The organism is Streptomyces hokutonensis, assembly GCF_042751305.1.
Taxonomy (GTDB): domain Bacteria; phylum Actinomycetota; class Actinomycetes; order Streptomycetales; family Streptomycetaceae; genus Streptomyces; species Streptomyces hokutonensis_A.
On the sequence record NZ_JBHYWD010000009.1, the window covers coordinates 106,631 to 128,836 of the forward strand.

Consider the following 22,206-nt stretch of genomic DNA (forward strand, 5'->3'; position numbering starts at 1 on the left):
GCGGGGAGCTCAGCGCTCGCCGCGTGCGTACCGACGTACGGCGAGCGGCGCGCACACGGTGATCAGCGCCGCGCACCACGCCAGCGACCCGGCGATCGGATGGGCCACCGGCCAGGCCGCTCCCTCGGGCACGGGCGAGTTGCCGAACAGATATCGCAGGGCCGTGGTGACCGCGCTGATCGGGTTCCACTCGGCCAGGGTGCGCAGCCAGCCCGGCAGCCGGTCGGTCGGGATGTACGCGTTGGACAGCAGCGGCAGCATGAAGGTCGCGCTGCCGAGCTGACCGGCCGCCTCCTCGCTGCGCGAGGCCAGCCCGAGCAGGATGCCGACCCAGGCGCAGGCGAACCGGAACAGCAGCAACAGGCCCACAGCGGCGGCGGCTCGGGCCACCGAACCCTCGACCCGCCACCCCACCGCGAGACCGACCAGCAGGAACGGCACGGTCCCGGCCGCCGTGACGACCAGATCGGCGGTCGCCTGTCCGAGCGGTACGGCGGCCCTGCTCATCGGCAGGGTACGGAAGCGGTCCGTCACACCCCGGTGCGAGTCCTGTGCGGCCTGGAACATGCCGGTCATGATGCCGTTGGCGGCGGTCGCGACCAGCAACCCCGGTACCAGGTAGGCGCGGTAGGCGTCACCCGGCATCGCCAGCGCGCTGCCGAAGACGTACCCGAAGAACAGCAGCATGGTGATCGGCATGGTCTGGGTGAGGATCGCCAGCGCCGGACTGTTCCGCACCCGTCGCAGCTGCCGGCCGAGCATCGCGGTGCCGTCGTACGCCAACGCGCTCATGCCGCTTCCTCCTTACGGTCCGTCAGCCGGAGGAACACGTCGTCGAGCGTCGGTGGCCGCATGCTCGCGTCGAGCAACGGCACGCCCGCCGCGTCGAGTTCGCGGACCAGGCGGGGGAGAGTGAGGGTGGGGTCGCCGGCGACCGCGCCCACGGCGTTCCGTGCGTGGTCGAACGACGGCTCGGCGCCCGTGAGTTGGTCGAGGACACCGGCCGCCTTGGCCAGCGCGTCCGGGTGCGCGACGACCACCTCGGCGTACGTGCCGATCAGCGCCTTGAGTTGGGACGGCGATCCGCTGTGCGCGACCCGCCCCCGGTCCACCAGGGCGATGTCGTCGGCCAGTTGGTCGGCCTCCTCCAGGTACTGCGTGGTCAGCAGCACGGTCGTACCCTCCCTCTTCAACTCCCGTACGGCGTCCCAGATTTGGTTCCGGCTGGCCGGGTCGAGGCCGGTCGTCGGTTCGTCCAGGAACAGCACGTCGGGGCGGCGTACGAGACTCGCCGCCAGGTCGAGGCGGCGGCGCATCCCGCCGGAGTAGGTGGACGCGGGCCGGTCGGCGGCCTCGGTCAGACCGAAGCGGTCCAGCAGCTCACCGGCCCGCTCGGCCGGCCCACGCACCCGGTGCAGTCGCGCGAACAGCCGCAGGTTCTGCCGGCCGGTGAGGTCGCCGTCGACCGACGCGTACTGCCCGGTGACGCCGATCCGGCGCCGTACGGCCGCGGCCTCCCGGACCAGGTCGTGCCCGGCGATCCGTGCGGAGCCCGCGTCGGGGCGCAGCAGGGTGGTGAGCAGCCGGACGGCCGTGGTCTTGCCCGCCCCGTTGGGCCCGAGGACCCCGCAGACCGTGCCCCGTGCCACCGCCAGGTCCAGCCCGCGCACGGCGTGCACGGCGCCGAAGCGCTTCTCCAGACCTTCACTAAGTACAGCGTACGTAGTAGCCATGGGTCGACCATAGCGCACTACGTACGCTGTACGTAACTAGGATGGTGGCCGAGGTGATGATCAATGGCGGACCGAGCGGCCGTACCCGAAGTGATCTGGGCGCGCGCCGAGAGGGCGGGGCGCGGGCCCAAGCCCGCGTACAGCCGCGCGGACATCGCGGCGGCGGCCGTGCGGATCGCCGACGGCGGGGGCCTGGACGCCGTGTCCATGCGGCATGTCGCGGCCGAGCTGGGGTGCGGCACCATGTCGCTGTACAACTACGTCCCCCGCAAGGAGGACCTGTACGAGCTGATGGTCGACGCGGTCGGCGGGGAGCACGAGGAGTGGGAGCCGTCGGGGGACTGGCGGGCCGACATGATCCGGGTCGCCCATCAGACGCGGACGCTGATGCATCGGCATCCCTGGCTGCCGCGACTGATGTCACCGGTCTACGGGTTCAGTCCGAACGCCCTGAAGTATCTGGAGCACTGCCTTGCCTGTCTCGATCCGGTCGAGGCGACGTACGGCACGAAGATGCAACTCGTGGGGCTGCTCAACGGGGTGGTGACCATGTACGTGAGCAATGAGTTGGCGACTGCTGAGCGGTCGCGGTCGTTGCCGTGGTCCGAGGAGCAGGAACACGCTGTACGGATCGCGTACTTGGGGAGTCAGATCGCGGGTGGGGCGTATCCGCGGATGGCTGCGGCGTTCATGGAGGATCCGGGGCCCATTGATCTGGACGCGATCTTTGATGTGGCGGTGGGGAAGGTCCTGGATGCGTTTGCGCCGTAGGGGGACGTTTCGTGGGCGGATGCGGGTTCGCCGTGGCTGGTCGCGCGGTTCCCCGCGCCCCTGGGGAGTTGCAGGTGGCCTAGATCAGAGCGAACTGTCCCTCTGGGCCTTCCTCGTGGTGGTCCAGGACCGAGGCCGGGTGGCGCGACCACTCCGGCGCCGGGAGCACGCCCGCCTTGCGCAGCTCCGCCGCCGTGATCCGGTCCCGTACCTCCAACTCCTCCTGCCGCGGCCTCAGTTCCGCGAGGAGTGCCAACACCGTGATCAGCTCCAGCAGTTCCGACGTCCACGTCTGTTGCCATGCCGGCGGGCGGATCGCGGCCAGGGTGCCCGGTTCGGCGGACTCCGTCGTCCGGGACGTGAACCACTCCTCCAGGACGCGTGCGCCGCTCACCTCGAAGTCCCAGGACTCGGGCGGGACCGGGGAGATGCGGCCCTCGTCGAGGTGGAGGGTCTCCTCGTCGCGGTCGTAGTGGAGGGTGAGGGGGAGGGACGGCAGCGGGGCGCGGACGTAGGGGCGTCGGCCGCCGGGGAGTTTGGGGCGGTCGCCGTTGCGGCGCGTCAGCCAGAGGATGCGGCGGCCCAACTCGACACCGTGGGACCAGAGTTCGGCATCCGCCGTCAGGGGGACGGTCGGTCCGGGGCGGGCCGTGGCCACCGTCCAGGCGAGGACGTCCGCGGGGGCAGGGGAGTGGCCGAGGCGGTCGGTGAGGTGTTCCAGCAGGCCCGGTGCCAGGTTCGGTTCCCCGCCGCCCGGGCGGCGGTACAGGGGGCGGACGCGGCCGGGGCGTAGGACCGGCAGGAGTGATGACGTGACGACGGGTGGCCCGGCGGTGTTCGGGGACGTCTCCACCACGAAGACCTGGTGTTCGTCCGCCACCCGCCACAACTCCGGGCGGGCCACGTCGATCAGGCGGTGGTCGGGGATCAGCCACTGCTCGTCGAAAGGGGCGTGCAGGACGCGGACCGGATCGGGGCAGGGGCCGGTGGCGCGGACCAGTTTCTCCGTGCCGCTGGACTGGCCGGGGAGTTGGGTCACCGCGGAGTGGAGGGTACGGGAGCGGGTCGGCTCGAACAGGGTTTCCCGGTCCGGGACTTCGGCCTTCATCAGGGCGTCCCAGCGGGCCTTCAGGGTTGCCGCGTCAGGAGCCGTCGGCCACCCCCGGCCGAGCCGGATCGGTGCGACGGACCACGGCATGAGGTCCGCGAGCAACGGAGCGTCGTCGTGCGTCACGCTGGGCATCGTACGACGACGTCAGTTCGCGACGTCGAGCGTGACCGAGAAGGAGAAACGGTCCCCCCGGTAGTGGATGACGGCCACGTCCAGGACCCTGCCCCGGGTGTCGTAGGCGATGCCCGTGTAGTGCAGGATCGGGCTGAGGAGCGGGACCTGGAGGAGACGGGCGGTCTCCGGGTCGGCGAGGCGGGCCTCCACGGTGTCCGTGATGCGGCTGATGTCAGCGCCGACGACGTCCCGCAGCACCTTGGTCATCGGCCAGCGGATCAGGTCGTCGGGGTCGAGACGGGCGGCCAGTTCGGGGCGGATGTGGTTGCGGGCGTGGTTCGTGGGTTCGCCGGTCTTCTCGTCGCCGCGGAGGCGGTGATACGCCGCCACCTCCGTCAAGTCCGGGAAGTGCTCGGCCAGTTCGGGTGGTACGGGCACTTTGCCGTGGGCCAGGAGCTCGGTCGTCATGCCGGACTGCTGGGCCACGATCGCGTCGACCGAGCCCAGCAGCCGTACCGGAGTGGCCCGTCGGACGTCCGGCTCGATGAACGTGCCCCGGCGGCGGTGGCGCGTGATCAGGCCCTCGTCCTCCAGCTCCTTCAGCGCCTGCCGCATGGTGAGCACGCTGACGCCGTAGTGCCCCGCGAGCTGTTCCTCCGTGGGCAGCCGCAGCGGGTCCTGGGGTGAGCGGCCGAGTATCGAGGCGCGCAGGGACTGCGACACCTGGTACCAGAGCGGCAGCTTGCGGTTCAGGACGATCGAATCCGGGGCGAAGGAGGTCACGGGGCCATCCGTACCGGTAGAGAGGGATCAGTGCAAGGGCCGTAGGACGATGGGGAGTTGTCAGTGCGTGGGGCGGAAGTGGCGCTGGAGGCCCCGCCAGACGTCGTCGTAGCCCTGCTGGAGGTGGTCGGCGTGTGCCGCCTGGGCCGTCGCCGTCACCGGCCAGCGGGTCTCGAACATGAACGCCAGGCCGTCGTCGATCTTCTGCGGGCGCAGCTCGGCGGCGCTCGCGCGGTCGAAGGTCTCCCGGTCCGGGCCGTGCGCCGACATCATGTTGTGCAGCGAGCCGCCCCCGGGCACGAAACCCTCGGCCTTCGCGTCGTAGGCGCCCTCGATCAGGCCCATGTACTCGCTCATCACGTTCCGGTGGAAGTACGGCGGCCGGAAGGTGTCCTCGCCCACCAGCCAGCGCGGGGCGAAGACCACGAAGTCCACGCCGGCCAGGCCCGGGGTGTCCGACGGCGACGTCAGCACCGTGAAGATCGACGGGTCGGGATGGTCGTAGGAGATGGAGCCGAGCACATTGAAGCGGCGCAGGTCGTAGGCGTACGGCACATGGTTGCCGTGCCAGGCGACGACATCGAGCGGGGAGTGGTCGTAGGTCGCGGTCCAGAGGTTGCCGCAGAACTTGTTCACCACCTCGACCGGGCCCTCGACGTCCTCGTACGCGGCGACCGGCGCCCTGAAGTCCCGGGCGTTGGCGAGCCCGTTGGCGCCGATCGGGCCGAGGTCGGGGAGCTGGAAGGGCGCCCCATAGTTCTCGCACACATATCCGCGGGCTGAGGCATCCAGCAGCTCCACACGGAAGCGCACCCCACGGGGGATCAACGCCACATGTCCCGGCTCCACATGGAGGAGCCCGAACTCCGTGCGCAGCAACAGCCCGCCGCGCTCCGGGACGATCAGCAGTTCGCCGTCCGCGTCGCTGAAGACCCGGTCCATGGAGGAGTCGGCGTGGTACAGGTGCACGGCCATGCCGGTGCGCTGGGTCGCGTCGCCGTTGCCGCCCAGGGTCCACAGGCCGGCCAGGAAGTCGGTGCCGGGCGCGGGCGCGGGCAGCGGGTTCCAGCGCAGCCGGTTCGGGTCGGGCACCGACTCCGTGAAAGGTGCCGTTCGGATCGCGCCGTTGTCGGCCCGGGTGAAGGGCGGGTGCGCGGCCGAGGGGCGGACGCGGTAGAGCCACGAGCGGCGGTTGTGCGCCCTCGGCTCGGTGAAGGCCGTACCGCTGAGCTGCTCGGCGTAGAGGCCGAGCGGTGCGCGCTGCGGGGCGTTGCGGCCCTCGGGCAGGGCGCCCGGCACCGCCTCCGAGCTGTGTTCGTTTCCGAAACCGGTGAGGTGGGCCAGCCCCTCGGCGGTCTTGCGCCCGTCCCCGCTCATCTCTGCTCCTCGCCCTCTGCGCCGGCTGATTCCTATGCATCACCGTAGGATTGCGATTTCACGGGCGCAAGGGGACGACGGGAGGCGGCCGAAAATCCGACCTCCGGAGGCGAAGAACCAGCCTCAAGGGGGATCCGGCTGTCAGACCGGTGTTCTAGTCTCCCCGGCATGTCGTGGTCGCGCGCACTTCTCACCGCGCTCGCGGTCTGTGCCCTGCTGCTGGCCGGATCGGCGGGCTGCGGGTCCGGCCATGCCCGGGCGCAGAAAGGCGACAAGGTGTCGCCGTCCCCGGTGGGCAAGGTGCTCGACGACACGGACGAACAGGGCCGGCACTACCGCGAGGTGAGCAAGAAGGGCGCGCCGGAGGTCGGTATCGAGGTGGAGCCCGACGCCTCCGACGACAGCTGGGACGTCCGGCTGACCGTCCACGACTTCCGCTTCTCGCCCGCCGGAGTGAAGCCGGTCGCGGTCGCGGGCCGCGGCACCGTCCGCCTCATGGTGGACGGCCGCACCGTCGCCCGCCTCCGCGTCCCCGAGTACCGGCTCGCGGCCGATCTCGTCCCGCACGGCACCCATCACGTCACCGCGCGCCTGTACGCCGACGACGGCACCGTGTGGGCCGTGCACGGCAAACCGGTGGAGAGTACGGCGGACATCACGGAGTCGGCGGCGCAGGCCTCGCCCGACGGCAGCAAGACCCCCGGTTCCGCATCCACGCGGGGGCCGGAATGAGTGCTATGGGCACCCAGTTCCGTACTGAGGTGCGAGCTTCTCCTGACCGCGGCGGAAAGGCATCATGAAGCCCGTGCCCCACACGACATCGCTCCGTCGTGCGCCCGTGCAGCGGCGCAGCGCCGAACGGCTGACCAGGATTCTCGACGCCTGCGCCGACCTCCTCGACGAGGTCGGCTACGACGCGCTGAGCACCCGGGCCGTGGCCGTGCGCGCAGGCGTCCCCATCGGCTCGGTCTACCGCTTCTTCGGGAACAAGCGCGCGATGGCCGACGCCCTCGCCCAGCGGAACCTGGAGCGCTACACGGAGCGCGTCACCGAGCGCCTGAAGGAGGCCGGCGGCACGGAAGGCTGGCGGGCGGCGATGGACGCCGTCCTGGACGAGTACATCGCCATGAAGCGCACCGCGCCCGGCTTCTCCCTCGTCGACTTCGGCAACCAGATCCCGGTCGGCTCGGGCCACGCGGAACCCAACCACCGCGTCGCCGACCGCCTCACCGACCTGCTCTCCGGCTATATCGCGCGCGAACCCGACGAGGACCTCCGCCGCACGTTCCTGATCGCGGTGGAGACCGCGGACTCCCTCGTCCATCTAGCCTTCCGGGTCGCTCCGGAGGGCGACGAGAAGGTCATCGAGGAGACACGGGCGCTGCTGCGGGCGTATCTGGCGCGGGTGCTGGACTGACCCACCCGCCGAACGGCCACGCGCGGCGGGTTTCCGACCTCGCCCCGGTACCCCTCGCCACCGTCCGTACCGGTCGGTATGCTCACCGCCAAGAGGCAACGTCGCCCTTGGGAGGCCCCGTGTCCCGCACCGCCCTGCGTATCTGCCCCCTGTGCGAAGCCACCTGCGGGCTGACCCTCACCATCGAGGGCACCCGGGTGACCGGCGCCCGAGGCGACCGCGAGGACGTGTTCAGCCGGGGGTTCATCTGCCCCAAGGGCGCCTCCTTCGGCGCCGTCGACGGCGACCCCGACCGGCTGCGCACCCCCCTCGTCCGCCGCGACGGCGAACTGCGCGAGGCCACCTGGCAGGAGGCGTTCGACGCGATCGCGGCGGGCCTGCGCCCGGTCGTCGAGCGCCACGGCCCGCACGCCGTCGGTGTCGTCCTCGGCAACCCCAACGTGCACACCATGGCCGGCGCCCTCTACCCGCAGGTCCTGCTCGGCGCCCTCGGCACCCGCAGCGTCTTCACCGCCTCCACGGTCGACCAGATGCCCAAACACGTCTCCTGCGGCCTGCTCTACGGCGACGCCAACGCGATCCCGGTGCCCGACCTCGACCGCACCGACCATCTGCTCCTCATTGGCGCCAACCCCCTTGAGTCCAACGGGAGTCTGTGCACCGCCGCCGACTTCCCCGGCAAGCTCAAGGCGCTCAGGGCGCGCGGCGGCACCCTCACCGTCATCGACCCGCGCCGCACCCGCACCGCCAAGCTCGCCGACCGGCACATCGCGGTCCGCCCCGGCACCGACGCCCTGCTGCTCGCGGCGATGACGTACGCGCTCTTCGACGAACACCTCGTGGACCTGGGGGAGTTGGCCCCGCATGTGCAGGGCGTCGATGAAGTCCGCTCCGCCGTACGGGACTTCACCCCCGAAGCGGTCGCCGGCGCCTGCGACGTGACCGCCGACGAGATCCGCGCCCTCGCCCGCGAACTGGCGGCTGCCCCAACTGCCGCCGTCTACGGCCGTATCGGCAGCTGCACCGTCCCGCACGGCACCCTCGCAAGCTGGCTCGTCGACGTCCTCAACATCCTTACCGGCAACCTCGACCGGCCCGGCGGCGCCCTCTTCCCGCAGGCCGCCACCGACCGGACACCCCGGCCCGCCGGACCGGGACGCGGCTTCGCGCTCGGGCGCTGGCACTCCAGGGTGAGCCAATACCCGGAAGCCAAGGGCGAGTTGCCGCTGTCCGCGCTCGCCGAGGAGATCGACACCGCGACCGTCGAGGGCGAACCTATCCGCGCGCTCATCGCCGTAGCCGCCAACCCCGTGCTCTCCGCACCGGACGGCGCCCGCCTCGACAAGGCCCTCGACTCGCTCGACTTCATGGTGAGCGTCGACCCGTACCTCAACGAGACCGCACGCCACGCCGACGTCGTCCTTCCGCCGCCCCCGCCCTCCCAGAGCCCGCACCACGACTTCGCGTTCAACACCCTCGCCGTCCGCAACCAGGTCCGCTACTCCCGCCCCGCGATCCCGCTGGAGCCCGGCCGGATGGCCGAGACCGAGATCCTGGCCCGGCTGATCCTCGCCGCGACCGGCATGCACGGCGCCGACCCCGCCGCCGTCGACACGATGGTCGTCGAGCAGACCCTCGCCAAGGCCGTCAAGGACCCCAACTCGCCCGTCCACGGCCGTGATCCGCGCGAGATCGCCGACCGGCTCACCGGTGACACCGGACCCGAGCGCCGGCTCGACATGATGCTGCGCCTGGGCCCCTACGGTGACGGCTTCGGCGTACGGCCGGACGGGCTGTCGTTGGAGAAACTCCTCGCGCACCCGCACGGCATCGACCTGGGGCCGCTCGCGTCCCGCCTGCCGCAGCCGTTGAAGACCCGGAGCGGCAAGGTCGAACTGCTGCCGCAGCCGATCGCCGACGACCTGCCCCGGCTCCGGCAGGCCATGAGCGAGCGCGCCGACGGTCTCGTCCTCGTCGGCCGCCGTCACCTCCGCTCCAACAACAGCTGGATGCACAACGTGCCCGCCCTCACCGGCGGCACCAACCGCTGCACCCTGCACATCCACCCCGAGGACGCGGAACGCCTCGGCGTGACCGACGGCGCCCAGGTCCGGGTGAAGGGCGCCGGGGGAGAGGTGACCGCCCCCGCCGAGATCACGGACGGTCTGAAGCGCGGTGTGGTGAGCCTCCCGCACGGCTGGGGACACGACCGTCCCGGCACCCGGCTCAGCCATGCGTCCGCCGACCCGGGCGTCAACGTGAACCAGCTGCTCGACGGCAGTCTCCTCGACCCGCTGTCGGGCAACGCGGTGCTCAACGGAGTGCCCGTCGAGGTCGCCGCACTCAGCGCACCGCTGTGACCTGGAGTTTTGCGCTTATTGCTCGCACGTCAACATCTTGTTAACGCAGCTTTGCGCGACCTAACGTCATCGCACTGCCGCTCCTGGTGGGAGTTCAAAGGCGAACGTTAGGTGTTCCACTCATGCTGACCATCCTCGGCTTCACCATGATCGCGACCTTCCTGGTCCTGATCATGCTGAAGAAGATGTCGCCGATCGCGGCGCTCGTCCTGATACCCGCGCTGTTCTGCGTCTTCGTCGGAAAGGGCGGCAAGCTCGGCGACTACGTGATCGACGGCGTCACCAGCCTCGCGCCCACCGCGGCGATGCTCATGTTCGCGATCGTCTACTTCGGTGTGATGATCGACGTGGGTCTCTTCGACCCGATCGTGCGAGGCATCCTCAAGTTCTGCAAGGCCGACCCCCTGCGCATCGTGGTCGGCACCGCGGTCCTCGCCGCGATCGTCTCCCTGGACGGCGACGGCTCGACCACCTTCATGATCACCGTCTCGGCGATGTACCCGCTGTACAAGCGCCTGAAGATGAGCCTGGTCGTGATGACCGGTGTCGCCGCCATGGCCAACGGCGTGATGAACACGCTCCCTTGGGGCGGCCCGACCGCCCGTGCCGCGACGGCCCTGAAGCTCAACGCCGGCGACATCTTCGTCCCGATGATCCCGGCCCTCGCCGTGGGCCTGCTGGGCGTGTTCGTCCTCGCGTACGTCCTCGGCCGCCGCGAACGCAAGCGGCTCGGCGTGCTGACGCTGGACGAGGTGCTCGTCGAGGAGCCCGCCGAGTCGGAGACGGTGCTCGTGGGAGCCGGCGGCGGGGAGGGCAGCAAGCGGGCGCGGACCGGTGGTTCGGGCTCCGGCACGGACGCCGACGCCGAACTGCCCGACGAGGACGACGGTTTCCGCGGCCTCGACCCCAACCGCCCGACCCTGCGCCCCAAGCTCTACTGGTTCAACGCGCTGCTCACGGTCACCCTGCTCACCGCCATGATCATGGAGTGGCTGCCGATCCCGGTGCTGTTCCTGCTCGGCGCCGCGCTCGCCCTGACCGTCAACTTCCCCCACATGCCCGACCAGAAGGCCCGCCTCGGCGCCCACGCGGAGAACGTCCTCAACGTCTCCGGCATGGTCTTCGCCGCCGCCGTCTTCACCGGCGTCCTCCAGGGCACCGGCATGGTCGACCACATGGCGACCTGGCTGGTCGACAACATCCCCGACGGCATGGGCCCGCACATGGCCTTCGTCACCGGCGTGCTCAGCATCCCGCTCACGTACTTCATGTCGAACGACGGCTTCTACTTCGGCATCCTCCCCGTGCTCGCCGAGGCGGGCCAGGCGCACGGCGTCTCCTCCCTGGAGATCGCCCGCGCCTCCCTCGTCGGCCAGCCCCTGCACATGTCGAGCCCGCTGGTGCCCGCCGTGTACGTCCTGGTCGGCATGGCCAAGGTGGAGTTCGGCGACCACACACGGTTCGTGGTCAAGTGGGCGGCCCTGACATCGCTCGTCGTCCTCGGGGCAGGCATCCTGTTCGGCATCATCTGACCGACACGACAAAGGACTTGACCATGGCGCCCGGCAGGAACCGCGGTTGGCTGCTCCGCCTCGTCATCGCCTTCAGCTTCACGCAGGGGGCGGTGTCGATGGCCCGTCCCGCCGTCTCCTACCGGGCCCTCGCCCTCGGCGCGGACGAGCGGGCGGTCGGCGTCGTCGCCGGCGTGTACGCGCTGCTCCCGCTGTTCGCCGCCGTACCGCTCGGCCGCCGTACCGACTACGGCCGCTGCGCACCCCTGCTGCCCGTCGGCGTGGTCCTGATCTCCGGCGGCTGCGCACTGAGCGGACTGGCCAACTCCCTCTGGGCGATGGCGATGTGGAGCGGGGTGATGGGCCTGGGCCACCTCTGCTTCGTGATCGGCGCCCAGTCGCTCGTCGCCCGCCAGTCCGCCCCGCACGAACAGGACCGCAACTTCGGCCACTTCACCATCGGTGTCTCCCTCGGCCAGCTCGTCGGCCCCATCGCCGCGGGTGCCCTGATCGGCGGCTCCGACATGGCCGGCACCAGCGCCCTCGCCCTGCTCGTCGCGGGCGCGGGCGCCGCCGTGTCGTTCACGTCCCTGTGGCGCATCGAGGACCGTACGGCCGTCAAGTCCCGTACCCGGCAAGGCGATCGCGTGCCCATGCGGAGCATCCTCGGCGCGAGGGGTGTGCCCGCGGGCATTTTCGTCAGCCTCTCCGTGCTGTCCGCGACCGACATCCTCACCGCCTACCTCCCGGTGGTCGGCGAACACCGGGGCATCGCGCCCTCGGTGATCGGCGTCCTGCTCAGCATCCGCGCGGCGGCCACCATCGCATGCCGCCTGGTCCTCACCCCGCTCCTCCAACTGCTCGGCAGGGCTGCCCTGTTGACCGCGACCTGCCTCCTCGCGGGCGTCCTGTGCGCGGGCATCGCGCTGCCGGTACCGGTGTGGGCGATCGGTCTGATGCTCGCCGTGCTCGGCTTCTGCCTCGGCGTCGGCCAGCCGCTCTCCATGACGACGGTCGTGCAGGCCGCTCCCGACGGCGCCCGTTCCACCGCGCTCGCGCTGCGTCTCACCGGCAACCGGCTCGGCCAGGTCGCCGCGCCCGCCGGCGCGGGTCTCGTCGCCGGGGTCGCGGGAGTGGCGGCGCCGTTCGTGATGCTCGGCGCGCTGCTGGTGCTCTCGGCGGGGGCCGCGCTGCGCTCGCCGGGCGGTGCCGCCAGGGAGCGGACGGCTCCCGGCGGTGCCCGGCGCGGGCGGCCGTCCTTGAGCCGGAAGGGCGATATCTAGCGCTGTCTGACGGCGCGTACGGCGCTGCGCACACATTCGGCGGGCCGGATGTGAAAGGGAATCAGGTTAAAGAGCGATTCGTACGATAATCACCTGATTCGGAGGGCTGTTCATGCCGACCTCATTCCTGCCCCGTCGAGCCGCCGCCTGGACGGTTCTCGCCGCCGCGGCAACCGTCGTCGCCGGCGCGCCCGGCGCGGTCGCCGCCCCCGGTGACAACGGAGACGTCAAGATTCACGAGGTGGGCACGCCCTTCACCGACCAGCGCAACGAGCCGAAGGTCTGCGACTTCTACCTCGACGCGTTCAACTTCGACACGATCCAGCAGGTCACCTGGTCCATCGAGACCCAGCCGCCGGTCCTGGGCGGCGCGACCCGTACCGGCTCCATCACGCTCACCAGTGGCACCGGCCACACCATGCCCATCGCGACGCTCCCGAACGGCATGTACAAGCTGACCTGGAACTTCGTCGGCGAGCACGGCGCGGGCAAGCACAAGGTCTTCAAGGTCGACTGCCCGACGCCGCCGCCCGGCGGCGGTCCCGGCGGTGGCACCGGCGGTCCCGGCGGCGGATCGGGCGGTCCCAACGGCGGTCCGCCCGCCGGTGGCGGCGGGCTGGCCCGGGAAGCGGCCCTGACCCCGCTCGCCGGTGCCGCCGCGGTGGGCCTGACCGCGGTCGGCGGGGTGGTCTGGTTCCGGCTGCGCCGCCGTCCCCACGGTGCGTCCTGAGCGGATGCGATGAACTCCAGCGCCGCCCCGCGCCCCACCCGGGCGCGGGGCGCTGACACCGTCCGCCTGCGCCCGGGCTCGCGCCCGGCCGACCATGCGACATCGAGCCGCACCGCCCCGCGCGGGACTTCGGGCCGCACTAATACCAGCGGGTCATCGGGCGGCAGCGCCTCGCGGGGGTCATCGGGCCGCACTAATACCAGCGGGTCATCGGGCGGCACCGCCTCCCGTGGGTCACCCAGCCGCACCGCCCCGCGCGGGACATCGGGCCGCACCGCCAACTGCGGGACACCGGGCCGTTCCGCAACCCGTGTGGTGCGGCGTCGCCGGCCCTGGTACCGGAGGCGGGCCTACCGGCTCGCCCGGACCGTCGTGCTGGCCGTCGTCCTGATGGTGGGCGGCGCCCGGTGTGCCGGGGGCGCGGGCCCCATCGGCCCGGCGGCCCGGGCGACTCAGTCGGCCACGGACGCCTCCGGCCCGCCAGGGGCGGCTCCGCCGGCCACAGGCACCTCCGGCCCGAACGGAGCGACTCCGCCTGCCGCGGACGCCCGCACGGACGCGCGCGGCGGCCAACACCAGCCCCCGGCGCACCCCGTGACCCGTTCCGGCCGCCCGGCACCCCCGCCGCTCCCGCTCCCGCGCTCCCGCGCGACCGGTCTCGTCATCCCCTATCTCAGCGTCGACGCCCCGGTCGTCCCGCTCCGGCTCGGCCGGGGACGGCAGATGTCCGCGCCACCGGACGACGACCCCAAACGGGTGGGCTGGTACGCGGACGGGCCCACCCCGGGCGAGCAGGGCACCGCCGTCGCCGTCGGCCACCTCGACACCATGACCGGCCCCGCCGTCTTCGCGGGCCTCGGCGCACTCAAGCCCGGCCGCCTGATCGAGGCCCGCCGCGCCGACGGCCGGACCGCCGTCTACACGGTCGACGCGGTGAGGACGTACGAGAAGGCGCACTTCCCCGACCGGGAGGTCTACGGCGCCCGCGGCCGGCCCGAACTCCGCCTGATCACCTGCGGTGGCAGCTTCGACCACCGGACCGGCTACTCGGGCAACACCGTCGTGTTCGCCCACCTCACCGCGACCCGCGAACGCGGCCGCACGCGCTGAACGCGATCGTCCGTTTTCTCACCAACCGGACCGACCCGCCCGATCCCGTCCGGTCTCTTCCCCCGGGCGCGCACATTCCGTTAACTTCCGTGACTCACAAGCCTCGTACGACCCGTACGGGGCGATCCGATCGCGGAGCCCCCGGGGGCACTCGTCATGACACGCGCCATCTCCCTGCACGACGTGAGCAAGGCCTACGCGCGCGGCGCCCGCGTGGTGGACAGGCTGTCGCTGGACATCGCGCCGGGGGAGTTCCTCGTCCTGCTCGGGCCGTCCGGGTGCGGCAAGTCGACCGTGCTGCGCATGATCGCGGGCCTGGAGGAGATAACGGAGGGCGAGTTAAGACTCGACGGCGAGTACGCCAACGAACTCGCGCCCTCCGAACGGGACATGGCGATGGTCTTCCAGAACTTCGCCCTCTACCCGAGCATGACCAGTCGCGACAACATCGGCTTCCCGCTGCGCATCGAGGCCCCCGGCGCCGACCCCCGCCCGCGCGTGGACGCCACCGCCCGCATGCTCGGCATCGAGGATCTCCTCGACCGCTACCCCAGCCAGCTCTCCGGCGGCGAACGCCAGCGCGTCGCCATGGGCCGGGCCATCGCCCGCCATCCCTCCGCGTTCCTGATGGACGAACCGCTCTCCAACCTCGACGCCAAACTCCGCAACCACCTGCGCGCCGAAATCTCCTCCCTCACCCGCGAGTTGGGCGTTACCACGGTCTACGTCACCCACGACCAGGCGGAGGCCATGTCGCTGGGCGACCGGGTCGCCGTCCTGCGCGGCGGAGTCCTCCAGCAACTCGGCACTCCCCGTTCGGTTTACGCGCTGCCCCGCAACGTCTTTGTCGCCGCTTTCATCGGCACCCCGCGCATCAACCTCCTGCGCGGCCTGGTCCGGGCCCCGTTGGACGGCGCGATGACCATCAGCCTCGGCAAGCAGTACCTCAGACTGCCCGAACCCCTGTGCCTGGACCACCAGTTGCTCCGCGTCCAGCAGGGCCGCGAGGTCATCGTCGGGCTGCGCTCCGAGGCCATCCGCATCGCCAAGCCCGCCGCCGCCCGCCCCGGCGAGGTGGCGATCAGCGGCCTGGTCGAGCACGTGGAGTTCCAGGGCCACGAGGTCCTCGTCCACTTCAACACCGGCTCCCGGCCCGCCGTGGTACCGGAGTTGGAGGCCCCGCGCCCCACCCGCCCGGTCAGGCGCCGCCGACGCGAGGGCGGTGTCCTGGGCCGGCTGCGGGAGCGTACGGGCGTGCTGCGCGCCGGCCCGGTCGTCGTACTCGACCACCCGGCCGACCCGGAACCCGACCTCGTACCGCCCGAGGGCCGCCTCCCCGGCGACCTCGTCGTCCGCACCACCCCTGACATCCAGCTCCGCCACGGCATGCAGGTCCCGCTCCTCGTGGACATCGCCCACCTGTTCGTCTTCGACCAGCACGGAGAACGGATCTCGCCCGCCCCGGCCCGGCTGCCCGACCTGGACGAGTGAGGACCGGTACGGATAGGCGCATGAACGTGCGCCTCACCCGAAACCGGGCAGCCCTCGCGACCGCCGGCCTCCTCCTGGCCGCGGCGGCCCCGACCGCCTACGCGAGCCTCGACACGGAGACCGCGCCCGCGCCGACGCGCGGAACGCCGTACGTCGAGACGCAGTTGTTCTTCGGCACCGAGCGGCCGGACGGCGGACCGGCGGTCACCGACCGGCAGTTCATGGCCTTCGTCGACAAGGAGGTCACGCCGGACTTCCCGGACGGGCTCACCGTGCAGAGCGGGCGCGGGCAGTGGCGGGACGCGAACGGGAGGATCGAGAAGGAGCGGTCGTACGAGCTGATCCTGCTGTATCCGGTGACGGCGGCGGGTGCGGGCGACCGGAAGATCGAGGAGATCCGGCGGGCGTACGAGAAGGCCTTCGCGCAGGAGTCGGTGGGGAGGGTGGACGACCGGACCCGGGCCGATTTCTGACCCGGCCGCGCACCGGTGACCGGGGGTCTCTGGCGCCGGAAAACTAACATCGCTAGTTTGTGAGGCGGACGACGTAGTCACGCCCGGGAGGCAGCACGATGAAGGCACACGACGGCATGTACATCGACGGCACCTGGTGCCCCGCCGCGAGCGGGGAGACCATCGACGTGGTGAATCCGGCCGACGAGCAGGTGATCGACCGCGTACCGGCCGGCACGGCCGCCGACATCGACACCGCCGTACGTGCCGCCCGTGCCGCCCTCCCGGGCTGGGCCGCCACCCCGCCCGCCGAACGGGCCGCGCGTCTGCGGGAGTTGCGGGACGTGCTGATCGCCCGCAAGGACGAGATCGCCGAGACGGTCACCGCCGAACTCGGCTCCCCGCTCGCCTTCTCGCAGGCCGTCCACGCGAGCGTGCCGATCGCGGTCGCGGGCTCCTACGCCGAACTCGCCGCGACCCACGCCTTCGAGGAGAAGGTCGGCAACTCGACCGTCCACCAGGAGCCGATCGGCGTGGTCGGCGCGATCACCCCATGGAACTACCCTCTCCACCAGATCGTCGCCAAGGTCGCCCCGGCGCTCGCGGCAGGCTGCACCGTCGTACTCAAGCCCGCCGAAGACACCCCGCTCACCGCGCAGTTGTTCGCCGAAGCGGTCGACGAGGCGGGCATCCCGGCCGGTGTCTTCAACCTCGTCACCGGCCTCGGCCCGGTCGCGGGCCAGGCCCTCGCCGAGCACCCGGGCGTCGACCTGGTCTCCTTCACCGGCTCCACGGCGGTCGGCCGGCAGATCGGCGCGACGGCGGGCGCCGCGATCAAGAAGGTCGCCCTCGAACTCGGCGGCAAGTCCGCCAACGTCATCCTCCCGAGCGCCGACCTCGCCAAGGCCGTCAACGTCGGCGTCGCCAACGTGATGTCCAACTCCGGCCAGACATGCAGCGCCTGGACCCGCATGCTGGTCCACCGGGACCAGTACGACGAGGCGGTGCAACTGGCCGCGACCGCCGCCGTCAAGTACGGCGACCGCATCGGCCCGGTCGTGAGCGCCAAACAGCGGGCTCGGGTGCGGAGTTACATCGAGAAGGGCGTGGCAGAGGGCGCGCGCCTGGTGGCGGGCGGCCTCGAATCCCCTTCCCCGCAGGGCTACTTCGTCGCCCCGACCGTCTTCGCCGACGTGACCCCCGACATGACGATCGCCCAGGAGGAGATCTTCGGCCCGGTCCTCTCCATCCTCCGCTACGACGACGAGGACGACGCCGCGCGCATCGCCAACGGCACGGTCTACGGCCTGGCGGGCGCGGTGTGGGCCGGTGAGGAGGCGGAAGCGGTCGCGTTCGCGCGGAGGCTGGAGACCGGGCAGGTCGACATCAACGGCGGACGCTTCAACCCCCGTGCCCCGTTCGGGGGTTACAAGCAGTCGGGGGTGGGCCGGGAGCTGGGTGCGCACGGTCTCTCCGAGTACCTCCAGACCAAGTCCCTTCAGTTCTAGATCCTTCAGGAGTCCTCGCATGGTCCGCGCAGCCGTACTGCCCGCCGTGGGCGCTCCGTTGGAGATCGCCGAGATCGACCTCCCGGACCCCGGCCCCGGCCAGGTCCGTGTCCGCCTCGCCGCCGCCGGGGTCTGCCACTCCGACCTGTCCCTGACCAACGGCACCATGCGCGTGCCGGTCCCGGCGGTCCTGGGCCACGAGGGCGCGGGCACGGTGGTGGCGGTGGGGGAGGGCGTCACCCATGTCTCGCCCGGCGACCCCGTCGTCCTCAACTGGGCCCCGTCCTGCGGCACTTGCCACGCCTGCACCCTCGGCGAGGTCTGGCTCTGCGCCAACGCGCTCAACGGCGCCGCCGACGTCTACGCCCACCGCGCCTCCGACGGCAGCGATCTCCATCCCGGCCTGAACGTGGCGGCGTTCGCCGAGGAGACGGTCGTGTCCGCGGCCTGTGCGCTGCCACTGCCGGACGGAATCCCGTTGACGGACGCGGCACTTCTGGGCTGCGCGGTCCTCACCGGCTACGGCGCCGTGCACCACTCGGCGCAGGTGCGGGAGGGCGAGACGGTCGCGGTCTTCGGCGTCGGCGGAGTGGGTCTGTCGGCGCTCCAGGCGGCCCGGATCGCGGGCGCCACGAAGATCGTCGCCGTCGATGTCTCCCCGGAGAAGGAGGAGTTGGCGCGCGCGGCCGGAGCGACGGACTACGTGGTCGCCTCCGAGAACACGGCCCGCGAGATCCGCGCCCTCACCGGAAAACAGGGCGTCGACGTCGCCGTGGAGTGCGTCGGCCGGGCGGTCACCATCCGCACCGCCTGGGAGTCCACCCGCCGGGGCGGCCGCACCACGGTCGTCGGCATCGGCGGCAAGGACCAGCAGATCACCTTCAACGCCCTCGAACTCTTCCACTGGGGACGGACGTTGAGCGGCTGCGTCTACGGCAACTCCGACCCCGCGAAGGACCTGCCGGTACTCGCAGAACACGTACGGGCCGGCCGCCTGGACCTGGGCGCACTGGTGACGGAACGGATCGAACTGGCCGGGATTCCGGCGGCGTTCGAGAACATGGTGGCGGGAAAGGGCGGCCGGGCACTGGTGGTGTTCTGACCGAACTGCCTTGCCTACGGCACCTGTTCGGGCTGCGGCTCCGTGGTCGCCGCAGCCTCCTCCGCCCTCGCTCGCGGCCGGGACCGCGACACCGCCACACCCGCGAGACACAGCACCCCGCCCGCCAGCGTGAGCAGCCCCGGCACCTCGCCGAGCGCCAGCCACGACATCAGGACGACCAGCGCGGGCACGGCGTACGTCGTCGCGCCCATGCGGCTGGCGGTCGTACGGGCGAGGGCGTAGGCCCAGGTGGTGAAGGCCAGGGCGGTCGGGAAGACGCCCAGGTAGACCATGTTGAGCGTGGCGGAGACGGGCGCGTCGGCCGCGTCCTGGACCAGCTGCCCCGCGAACGGCAGGCACAGCACGGCCCCGATGAGACACCCGAACGTCGTCACCTGGAGCGCGCCGGCACTGCTCAGGGCCGGCTTCTGGGCGACGACACCACCGGCGTACGCGACCGCAGCGAGCAGACACAGCACCACCCCGAGCACGGACGAACCGCCCTCGCCCGACATCGACAGCCCCACGGTCACCGCACCGGCGAAGGACACCGCCATGCCCGCGAGCAGCCGCGGCGGCATCGCGTCACCGAGCAGCCGTGAGCCGAGCAGGGCGATGAGGATCGGCCCGATGTTCACGACGAGGGCGGCCGTGCCGGCGTCGACCTGCTGCTCGCCCCAGTTCAGGACGACCATGTAGAAGCCGAACCACAGCGCGCCCGAAACCGCGATCCCCCGCCACGCGGACCGGGGCGGCACCCCTTCCCGCCGTACGAGACAGAGCACGCCCAGCGCCAGTGCCCCGCTCGCCAGCCGGCCGAGCGCCAGCGCGCCCGGTGAGTAGGCGGCGCCCGCACTCCGGATGGACACGAACGCGGAGGCCCACAGCAGGACGGTGACGACGGCGGCTGCGGCGGGTCGGAGGGAGTTCTTCATGGCCCGAGGTTAGGCGGGGACGGGGCGGTGCGGCTGGCGGAAATCGGACGTCAGGGCTCGTGTTCTGTGCCAGGTGCCGGCCACAACGGAACCCCCACCCGACAAACGACGGAACCTACCTGCCCCGCCGCAACTCCGAGAACTGCCCCGCCAACCCGTCCAGCAACGCAGCAAGCCCCACCTCAAAAGCCCGCTCGTCAATCTTCTCCTGCTGCTCAGCCAGGAGATGCGCCTGCCCAAGGTGCGGATAGTCGGCGGGGTCGTACGCACTCGCGTCGTCCACGAACCCCCCGGCGAACGACCCCAGCGCCGACCCCATGATGAAGTACCGCATCAACGCCCCGATCGACGTGGCCTGCGCGGGCGGCCACCCCGCATCGACCATCGCCCCGTAGACCGCGTCCGCGAGCCGCAACCCCGCCGGCCGCCGCCCGGGCCCGGTGGCCAGCACCGGCACGATGTTGGGGTGGTCCCGCAGCGCGGACCGATAGGAAACGGCCCAGTCGCGCAGCGCGGTCCGCCAGTCGCGGCCGTCCTCGAACATCGACAGGTCGACCTGCGCGCTCACCGAGTCCGCGACCGCCTCCAGGATCTGGTCCTTGGTGCGGAAGTGGTTGTACAGGGACGGCCCGCTCACCCCCAGTTCGGCGGCGAGCCGGCGCGTGGAGACGGCCGCCAGCCCCTCCGAGTCCACCAGCATGCGAGCCGTCTCGACGATCCGGTCGGTGCTGAGGAGGGGCTTGCGCGGTCGGGCCATGGCGCACATAGTAGGGCTGCGAGACCGAAACTAGCAGTGCTAATTTAAATGTGCAGTAGTCAATGTGCAGCAGTCGGTGTACGGCCTTTCACTTGGGGTGACGCGCAATGAACCTGGAGCTGAGCGAGGAGCAGGAGGCCGTACGGCGGCTCGCCAAGGACTTCGTGGAGCGCGAGATCGCCCCGCACGTCATCGCCTGGGACCGCGCCGAGGATGTCGACCGGTCCATCGTGAAGAAGCTCGGCGGGGTCGGTTTCCTGGGTCTGACCATCGACGAGGAGTACGGCGGCTCGGGCGGCGACCATCTCGCGTACTGCCTGGTCACCGAGGAACTCGGCCGCGGCGACTCCTCCGTGCGCGGCATCGTCTCCGTGTCGCTCGGCCTGGTCGCCAAGTCGATCGCGGCCTGGGGGACCGAGGAGCAGAAGCGGCGCTGGCTGCCGGGGCTCACCTCCGGCGAGTACGTCGGCTGCTTCGGCCTCACCGAGCCCGGTACGGGATCGGACGCCGGGAATCTCACCACCCGCGCGGTCCGCGACGGCGACGACTACGTCATCAACGGCACCAAGATGTTCATCACGAACGGCAGTTGGGCCGATGTCGTCCTGCTCTTCGCCCGCTCCACCGACGCGCCCGGCCACAAGGGCGTCTCCGCCTTCCTCGTGCCCACCGAAAGCCCCGGCCTGACCCGCCGCACCATCCACGGCAAGCTCGGCCTGCGCGGCCAGGCGACCGCCGAACTCGTCCTCGCAGACGTCCGCGTCCCCGCCTCCGCCATGCTCGCCCCCGAGGGCAAGGGCTTCTCCGTCGCCATGTCTGCGCTGGCCAAGGGGCGGATGTCGGTCGCGGCGGGCTGCGTCGGCATCGCCCAGGCCGCGCTGGACGTGGCCGTCCGCTACGCCGGTGAGCGCGAGCAGTTCGGCAAGCCCATCGCCCACCACCAGCTCGTCCAGGAACTCATCAGCGACATCGCCGTCGACGTGGACGCGGCCCGGCTGCTGACCTGGCGGGTCGCCGACCTCGTCGACCGGGGCCTGCCCTTCGCGACCGAGTCCTCCAAGGCCAAGCTCTTCGCCTCGGAGGCCGCCGTGCGTGCCGCCAACAACGCGCTCCAGGTCTTCGGCGGCTACGGCTACATCGATGAGTACCCGGCCGGGAAGCTGCTGCGCGACGCCCGCGTGATGACCCTCTACGAGGGCACCAGCCAGATCCAGAAACTGCTCATCGGGCGTGCGCTGACGGGGATTTCGGCGTTCTGAGGCCTGACTTTTCTGAGTACGTCAGCTGAGTACGCCGACGGATGTGGTGGCGGCCGTAGGAGCGGACGCTTGTCCCCATGAGTGAAGCATCGGGCAAACCGCAGAACACGGCCGCCTTCTACGGCCAGGCCGTCGCGTCCTTCTCCGTCGCCATCGCGGCGACCGCCATCGGCATCTTCAAGCTGCAGGCCGACGCCTGGGTGCGGGCCTTCCTCGCGATCGCCGTCCTGTATCTGGTCACCTCCTCCTTCACCCTCGCCAAGGTGATCCGGGACCGGCAGGAGGGGGCGCGCGGCACCTACAACCCGTTCGAAAAGCTCTGAGCGGGGAGACTAAGCGCTCGCTCAGGTTCGGCGGTATGGTGGAGCCCTTGTCATCGAGAGGTATCGAGAGGGGTTCACG

General features: G+C 71.3%; 21 protein-coding genes. 14 read left to right on the forward strand and 7 right to left on the reverse strand.

What is annotated here, in order from left to right; translation table 11 throughout:
- Positions 1-9: 9 nt before the first annotated feature.
- Together ACFXC1_RS24165 and ACFXC1_RS24170 are read right to left on the reverse strand one after the other, a co-directional pair.
- A complete protein-coding gene (locus ACFXC1_RS24165; protein ID WP_381245709.1) occupies positions 10-792 on the reverse strand; it encodes an ABC transporter permease in 783 nt (260 codons plus the stop codon).
- Positions 789-1,733, reverse strand: coding sequence for an ATP-binding cassette domain-containing protein (locus ACFXC1_RS24170; RefSeq protein ID WP_381245711.1), 945 nt, complete (start codon positions 1,731-1,733; stop codon positions 789-791). Before ACFXC1_RS24170 ends, ACFXC1_RS24165 begins: the two co-directional genes overlap by 4 nt.
- A 63-nt stretch (positions 1,734-1,796) precedes the next feature.
- On the opposite strand from ACFXC1_RS24170, the gene ACFXC1_RS24175 reads away from it, so the two are divergent.
- Positions 1,797-2,504, forward strand: coding sequence for a TetR/AcrR family transcriptional regulator (locus ACFXC1_RS24175; protein WP_381245713.1), 708 nt, complete (start codon positions 1,797-1,799; stop codon positions 2,502-2,504).
- 79 nt (positions 2,505-2,583) lie between these two features.
- Here the strand turns inward: ACFXC1_RS24175 and ACFXC1_RS24180 are convergent, their stop codons facing one another.
- From ACFXC1_RS24180 to hmgA, 3 genes are read right to left on the reverse strand one after another with little or no spacing between them, the layout of a single operon-like run.
- Positions 2,584-3,747 carry a type ISP restriction/modification enzyme gene (locus tag ACFXC1_RS24180; RefSeq protein WP_381245715.1) on the reverse strand — a complete coding sequence of 388 codons (1,164 nt, stop codon included), beginning with the start codon at positions 3,745-3,747 and terminating at the stop codon, positions 2,584-2,586.
- A gap of 12 nt (positions 3,748-3,759) precedes the next feature.
- The gene (locus tag ACFXC1_RS24185) at positions 3,760-4,512 is read right to left on the reverse strand and encodes a GntR family transcriptional regulator (protein ID WP_381245718.1); all 753 of its coding nucleotides are present in this window, start codon (positions 4,510-4,512) and stop codon (positions 3,760-3,762) included.
- A gap of 60 nt (positions 4,513-4,572) precedes the next feature.
- The gene (gene hmgA, locus ACFXC1_RS24190; RefSeq protein WP_381245720.1) at positions 4,573-5,889 is read right to left on the reverse strand and encodes a homogentisate 1,2-dioxygenase; all 1,317 of its coding nucleotides are present in this window, start codon (positions 5,887-5,889) and stop codon (positions 4,573-4,575) included.
- Between the two features lie 168 nt (positions 5,890-6,057).
- Between hmgA and ACFXC1_RS24195 the strand changes: the two genes are divergently transcribed.
- The 11 genes from ACFXC1_RS24195 (at position 6,058) to ACFXC1_RS24245 (ending at position 18,853) form a co-directional block, all read left to right on the forward strand.
- The gene (locus ACFXC1_RS24195; RefSeq protein WP_381245722.1) at positions 6,058-6,621 is read left to right on the forward strand and encodes a hypothetical protein; all 564 of its coding nucleotides are present in this window, start codon (positions 6,058-6,060) and stop codon (positions 6,619-6,621) included.
- 64 nt (positions 6,622-6,685) lie between these two features.
- On the forward strand, positions 6,686-7,306 hold the full coding sequence (locus tag ACFXC1_RS24200; RefSeq protein ID WP_381245724.1) for a TetR/AcrR family transcriptional regulator: 621 nt from the start codon (positions 6,686-6,688) through the stop codon (positions 7,304-7,306).
- A 119-nt stretch (positions 7,307-7,425) separates the two neighbouring features.
- Positions 7,426-9,666: a molybdopterin oxidoreductase family protein gene (locus ACFXC1_RS24205; protein ID WP_381245726.1), complete on the forward strand. Its 2,241-nt coding sequence runs from the start codon at positions 7,426-7,428 to the stop codon at positions 9,664-9,666.
- Positions 9,667-9,752: 86 nt separating this feature from the next.
- The gene (locus ACFXC1_RS24210; protein ID WP_381245728.1) at positions 9,753-11,198 is read left to right on the forward strand and encodes a CitMHS family transporter; all 1,446 of its coding nucleotides are present in this window, start codon (positions 9,753-9,755) and stop codon (positions 11,196-11,198) included.
- 23 nt (positions 11,199-11,221) lie between these two features.
- Positions 11,222-12,460, forward strand: a complete 1,239-nt coding sequence (locus ACFXC1_RS24215) for an MFS transporter (protein WP_381245730.1) — start codon at positions 11,222-11,224, stop codon at positions 12,458-12,460.
- A gap of 112 nt (positions 12,461-12,572) precedes the next feature.
- Complete coding sequence (locus ACFXC1_RS24220) at positions 12,573-13,190, forward strand: hypothetical protein (RefSeq protein ID WP_381245732.1); 618 nt, start codon at positions 12,573-12,575, stop codon at positions 13,188-13,190.
- A gap of 372 nt (positions 13,191-13,562) precedes the next feature.
- Entirely contained in the window at positions 13,563-14,300 is a 738-nt protein-coding gene (locus ACFXC1_RS24225; protein WP_381246120.1) for a class F sortase, read from the forward strand.
- 156 nt (positions 14,301-14,456) lie between these two features.
- A complete protein-coding gene (locus ACFXC1_RS24230; RefSeq protein ID WP_381245734.1) occupies positions 14,457-15,791 on the forward strand; it encodes an ABC transporter ATP-binding protein in 1,335 nt (444 codons plus the stop codon).
- Between the two features lie 20 nt (positions 15,792-15,811).
- Entirely contained in the window at positions 15,812-16,264 is a 453-nt protein-coding gene (locus tag ACFXC1_RS24235) for a DUF3574 domain-containing protein (RefSeq protein ID WP_381245736.1), read from the forward strand.
- A 98-nt stretch (positions 16,265-16,362) separates the two neighbouring features.
- On the forward strand, positions 16,363-17,751 hold the full coding sequence (locus ACFXC1_RS24240) for an aldehyde dehydrogenase family protein (RefSeq protein WP_381245738.1): 1,389 nt from the start codon (positions 16,363-16,365) through the stop codon (positions 17,749-17,751).
- A gap of 19 nt (positions 17,752-17,770) precedes the next feature.
- Entirely contained in the window at positions 17,771-18,853 is a 1,083-nt protein-coding gene (locus ACFXC1_RS24245) for a Zn-dependent alcohol dehydrogenase (protein WP_381245740.1), read from the forward strand.
- Positions 18,854-18,867: 14 nt separating this feature from the next.
- Here ACFXC1_RS24245 and ACFXC1_RS24250 read toward each other — a convergent pair whose 3' ends face one another.
- Entirely contained in the window at positions 18,868-19,788 is a 921-nt protein-coding gene (locus tag ACFXC1_RS24250; RefSeq protein ID WP_381245741.1) for a DMT family transporter, read from the reverse strand.
- A 115-nt stretch (positions 19,789-19,903) separates the two neighbouring features.
- A complete protein-coding gene (locus tag ACFXC1_RS24255; protein WP_381245743.1) occupies positions 19,904-20,545 on the reverse strand; it encodes a TetR/AcrR family transcriptional regulator in 642 nt (213 codons plus the stop codon).
- 107 nt (positions 20,546-20,652) lie between these two features.
- Between ACFXC1_RS24255 and ACFXC1_RS24260 the strand changes: the two genes are divergently transcribed.
- Both ACFXC1_RS24260 and ACFXC1_RS24265 read left to right on the forward strand, forming a co-directional pair.
- On the forward strand, positions 20,653-21,804 hold the full coding sequence (locus tag ACFXC1_RS24260; protein ID WP_381245744.1) for an acyl-CoA dehydrogenase family protein: 1,152 nt from the start codon (positions 20,653-20,655) through the stop codon (positions 21,802-21,804).
- Between the two features lie 77 nt (positions 21,805-21,881).
- On the forward strand, positions 21,882-22,127 hold the full coding sequence (locus ACFXC1_RS24265) for a YiaA/YiaB family inner membrane protein (RefSeq protein WP_019066249.1): 246 nt from the start codon (positions 21,882-21,884) through the stop codon (positions 22,125-22,127).
- The last annotated feature ends 79 nt before the right edge of the window (positions 22,128-22,206 follow it).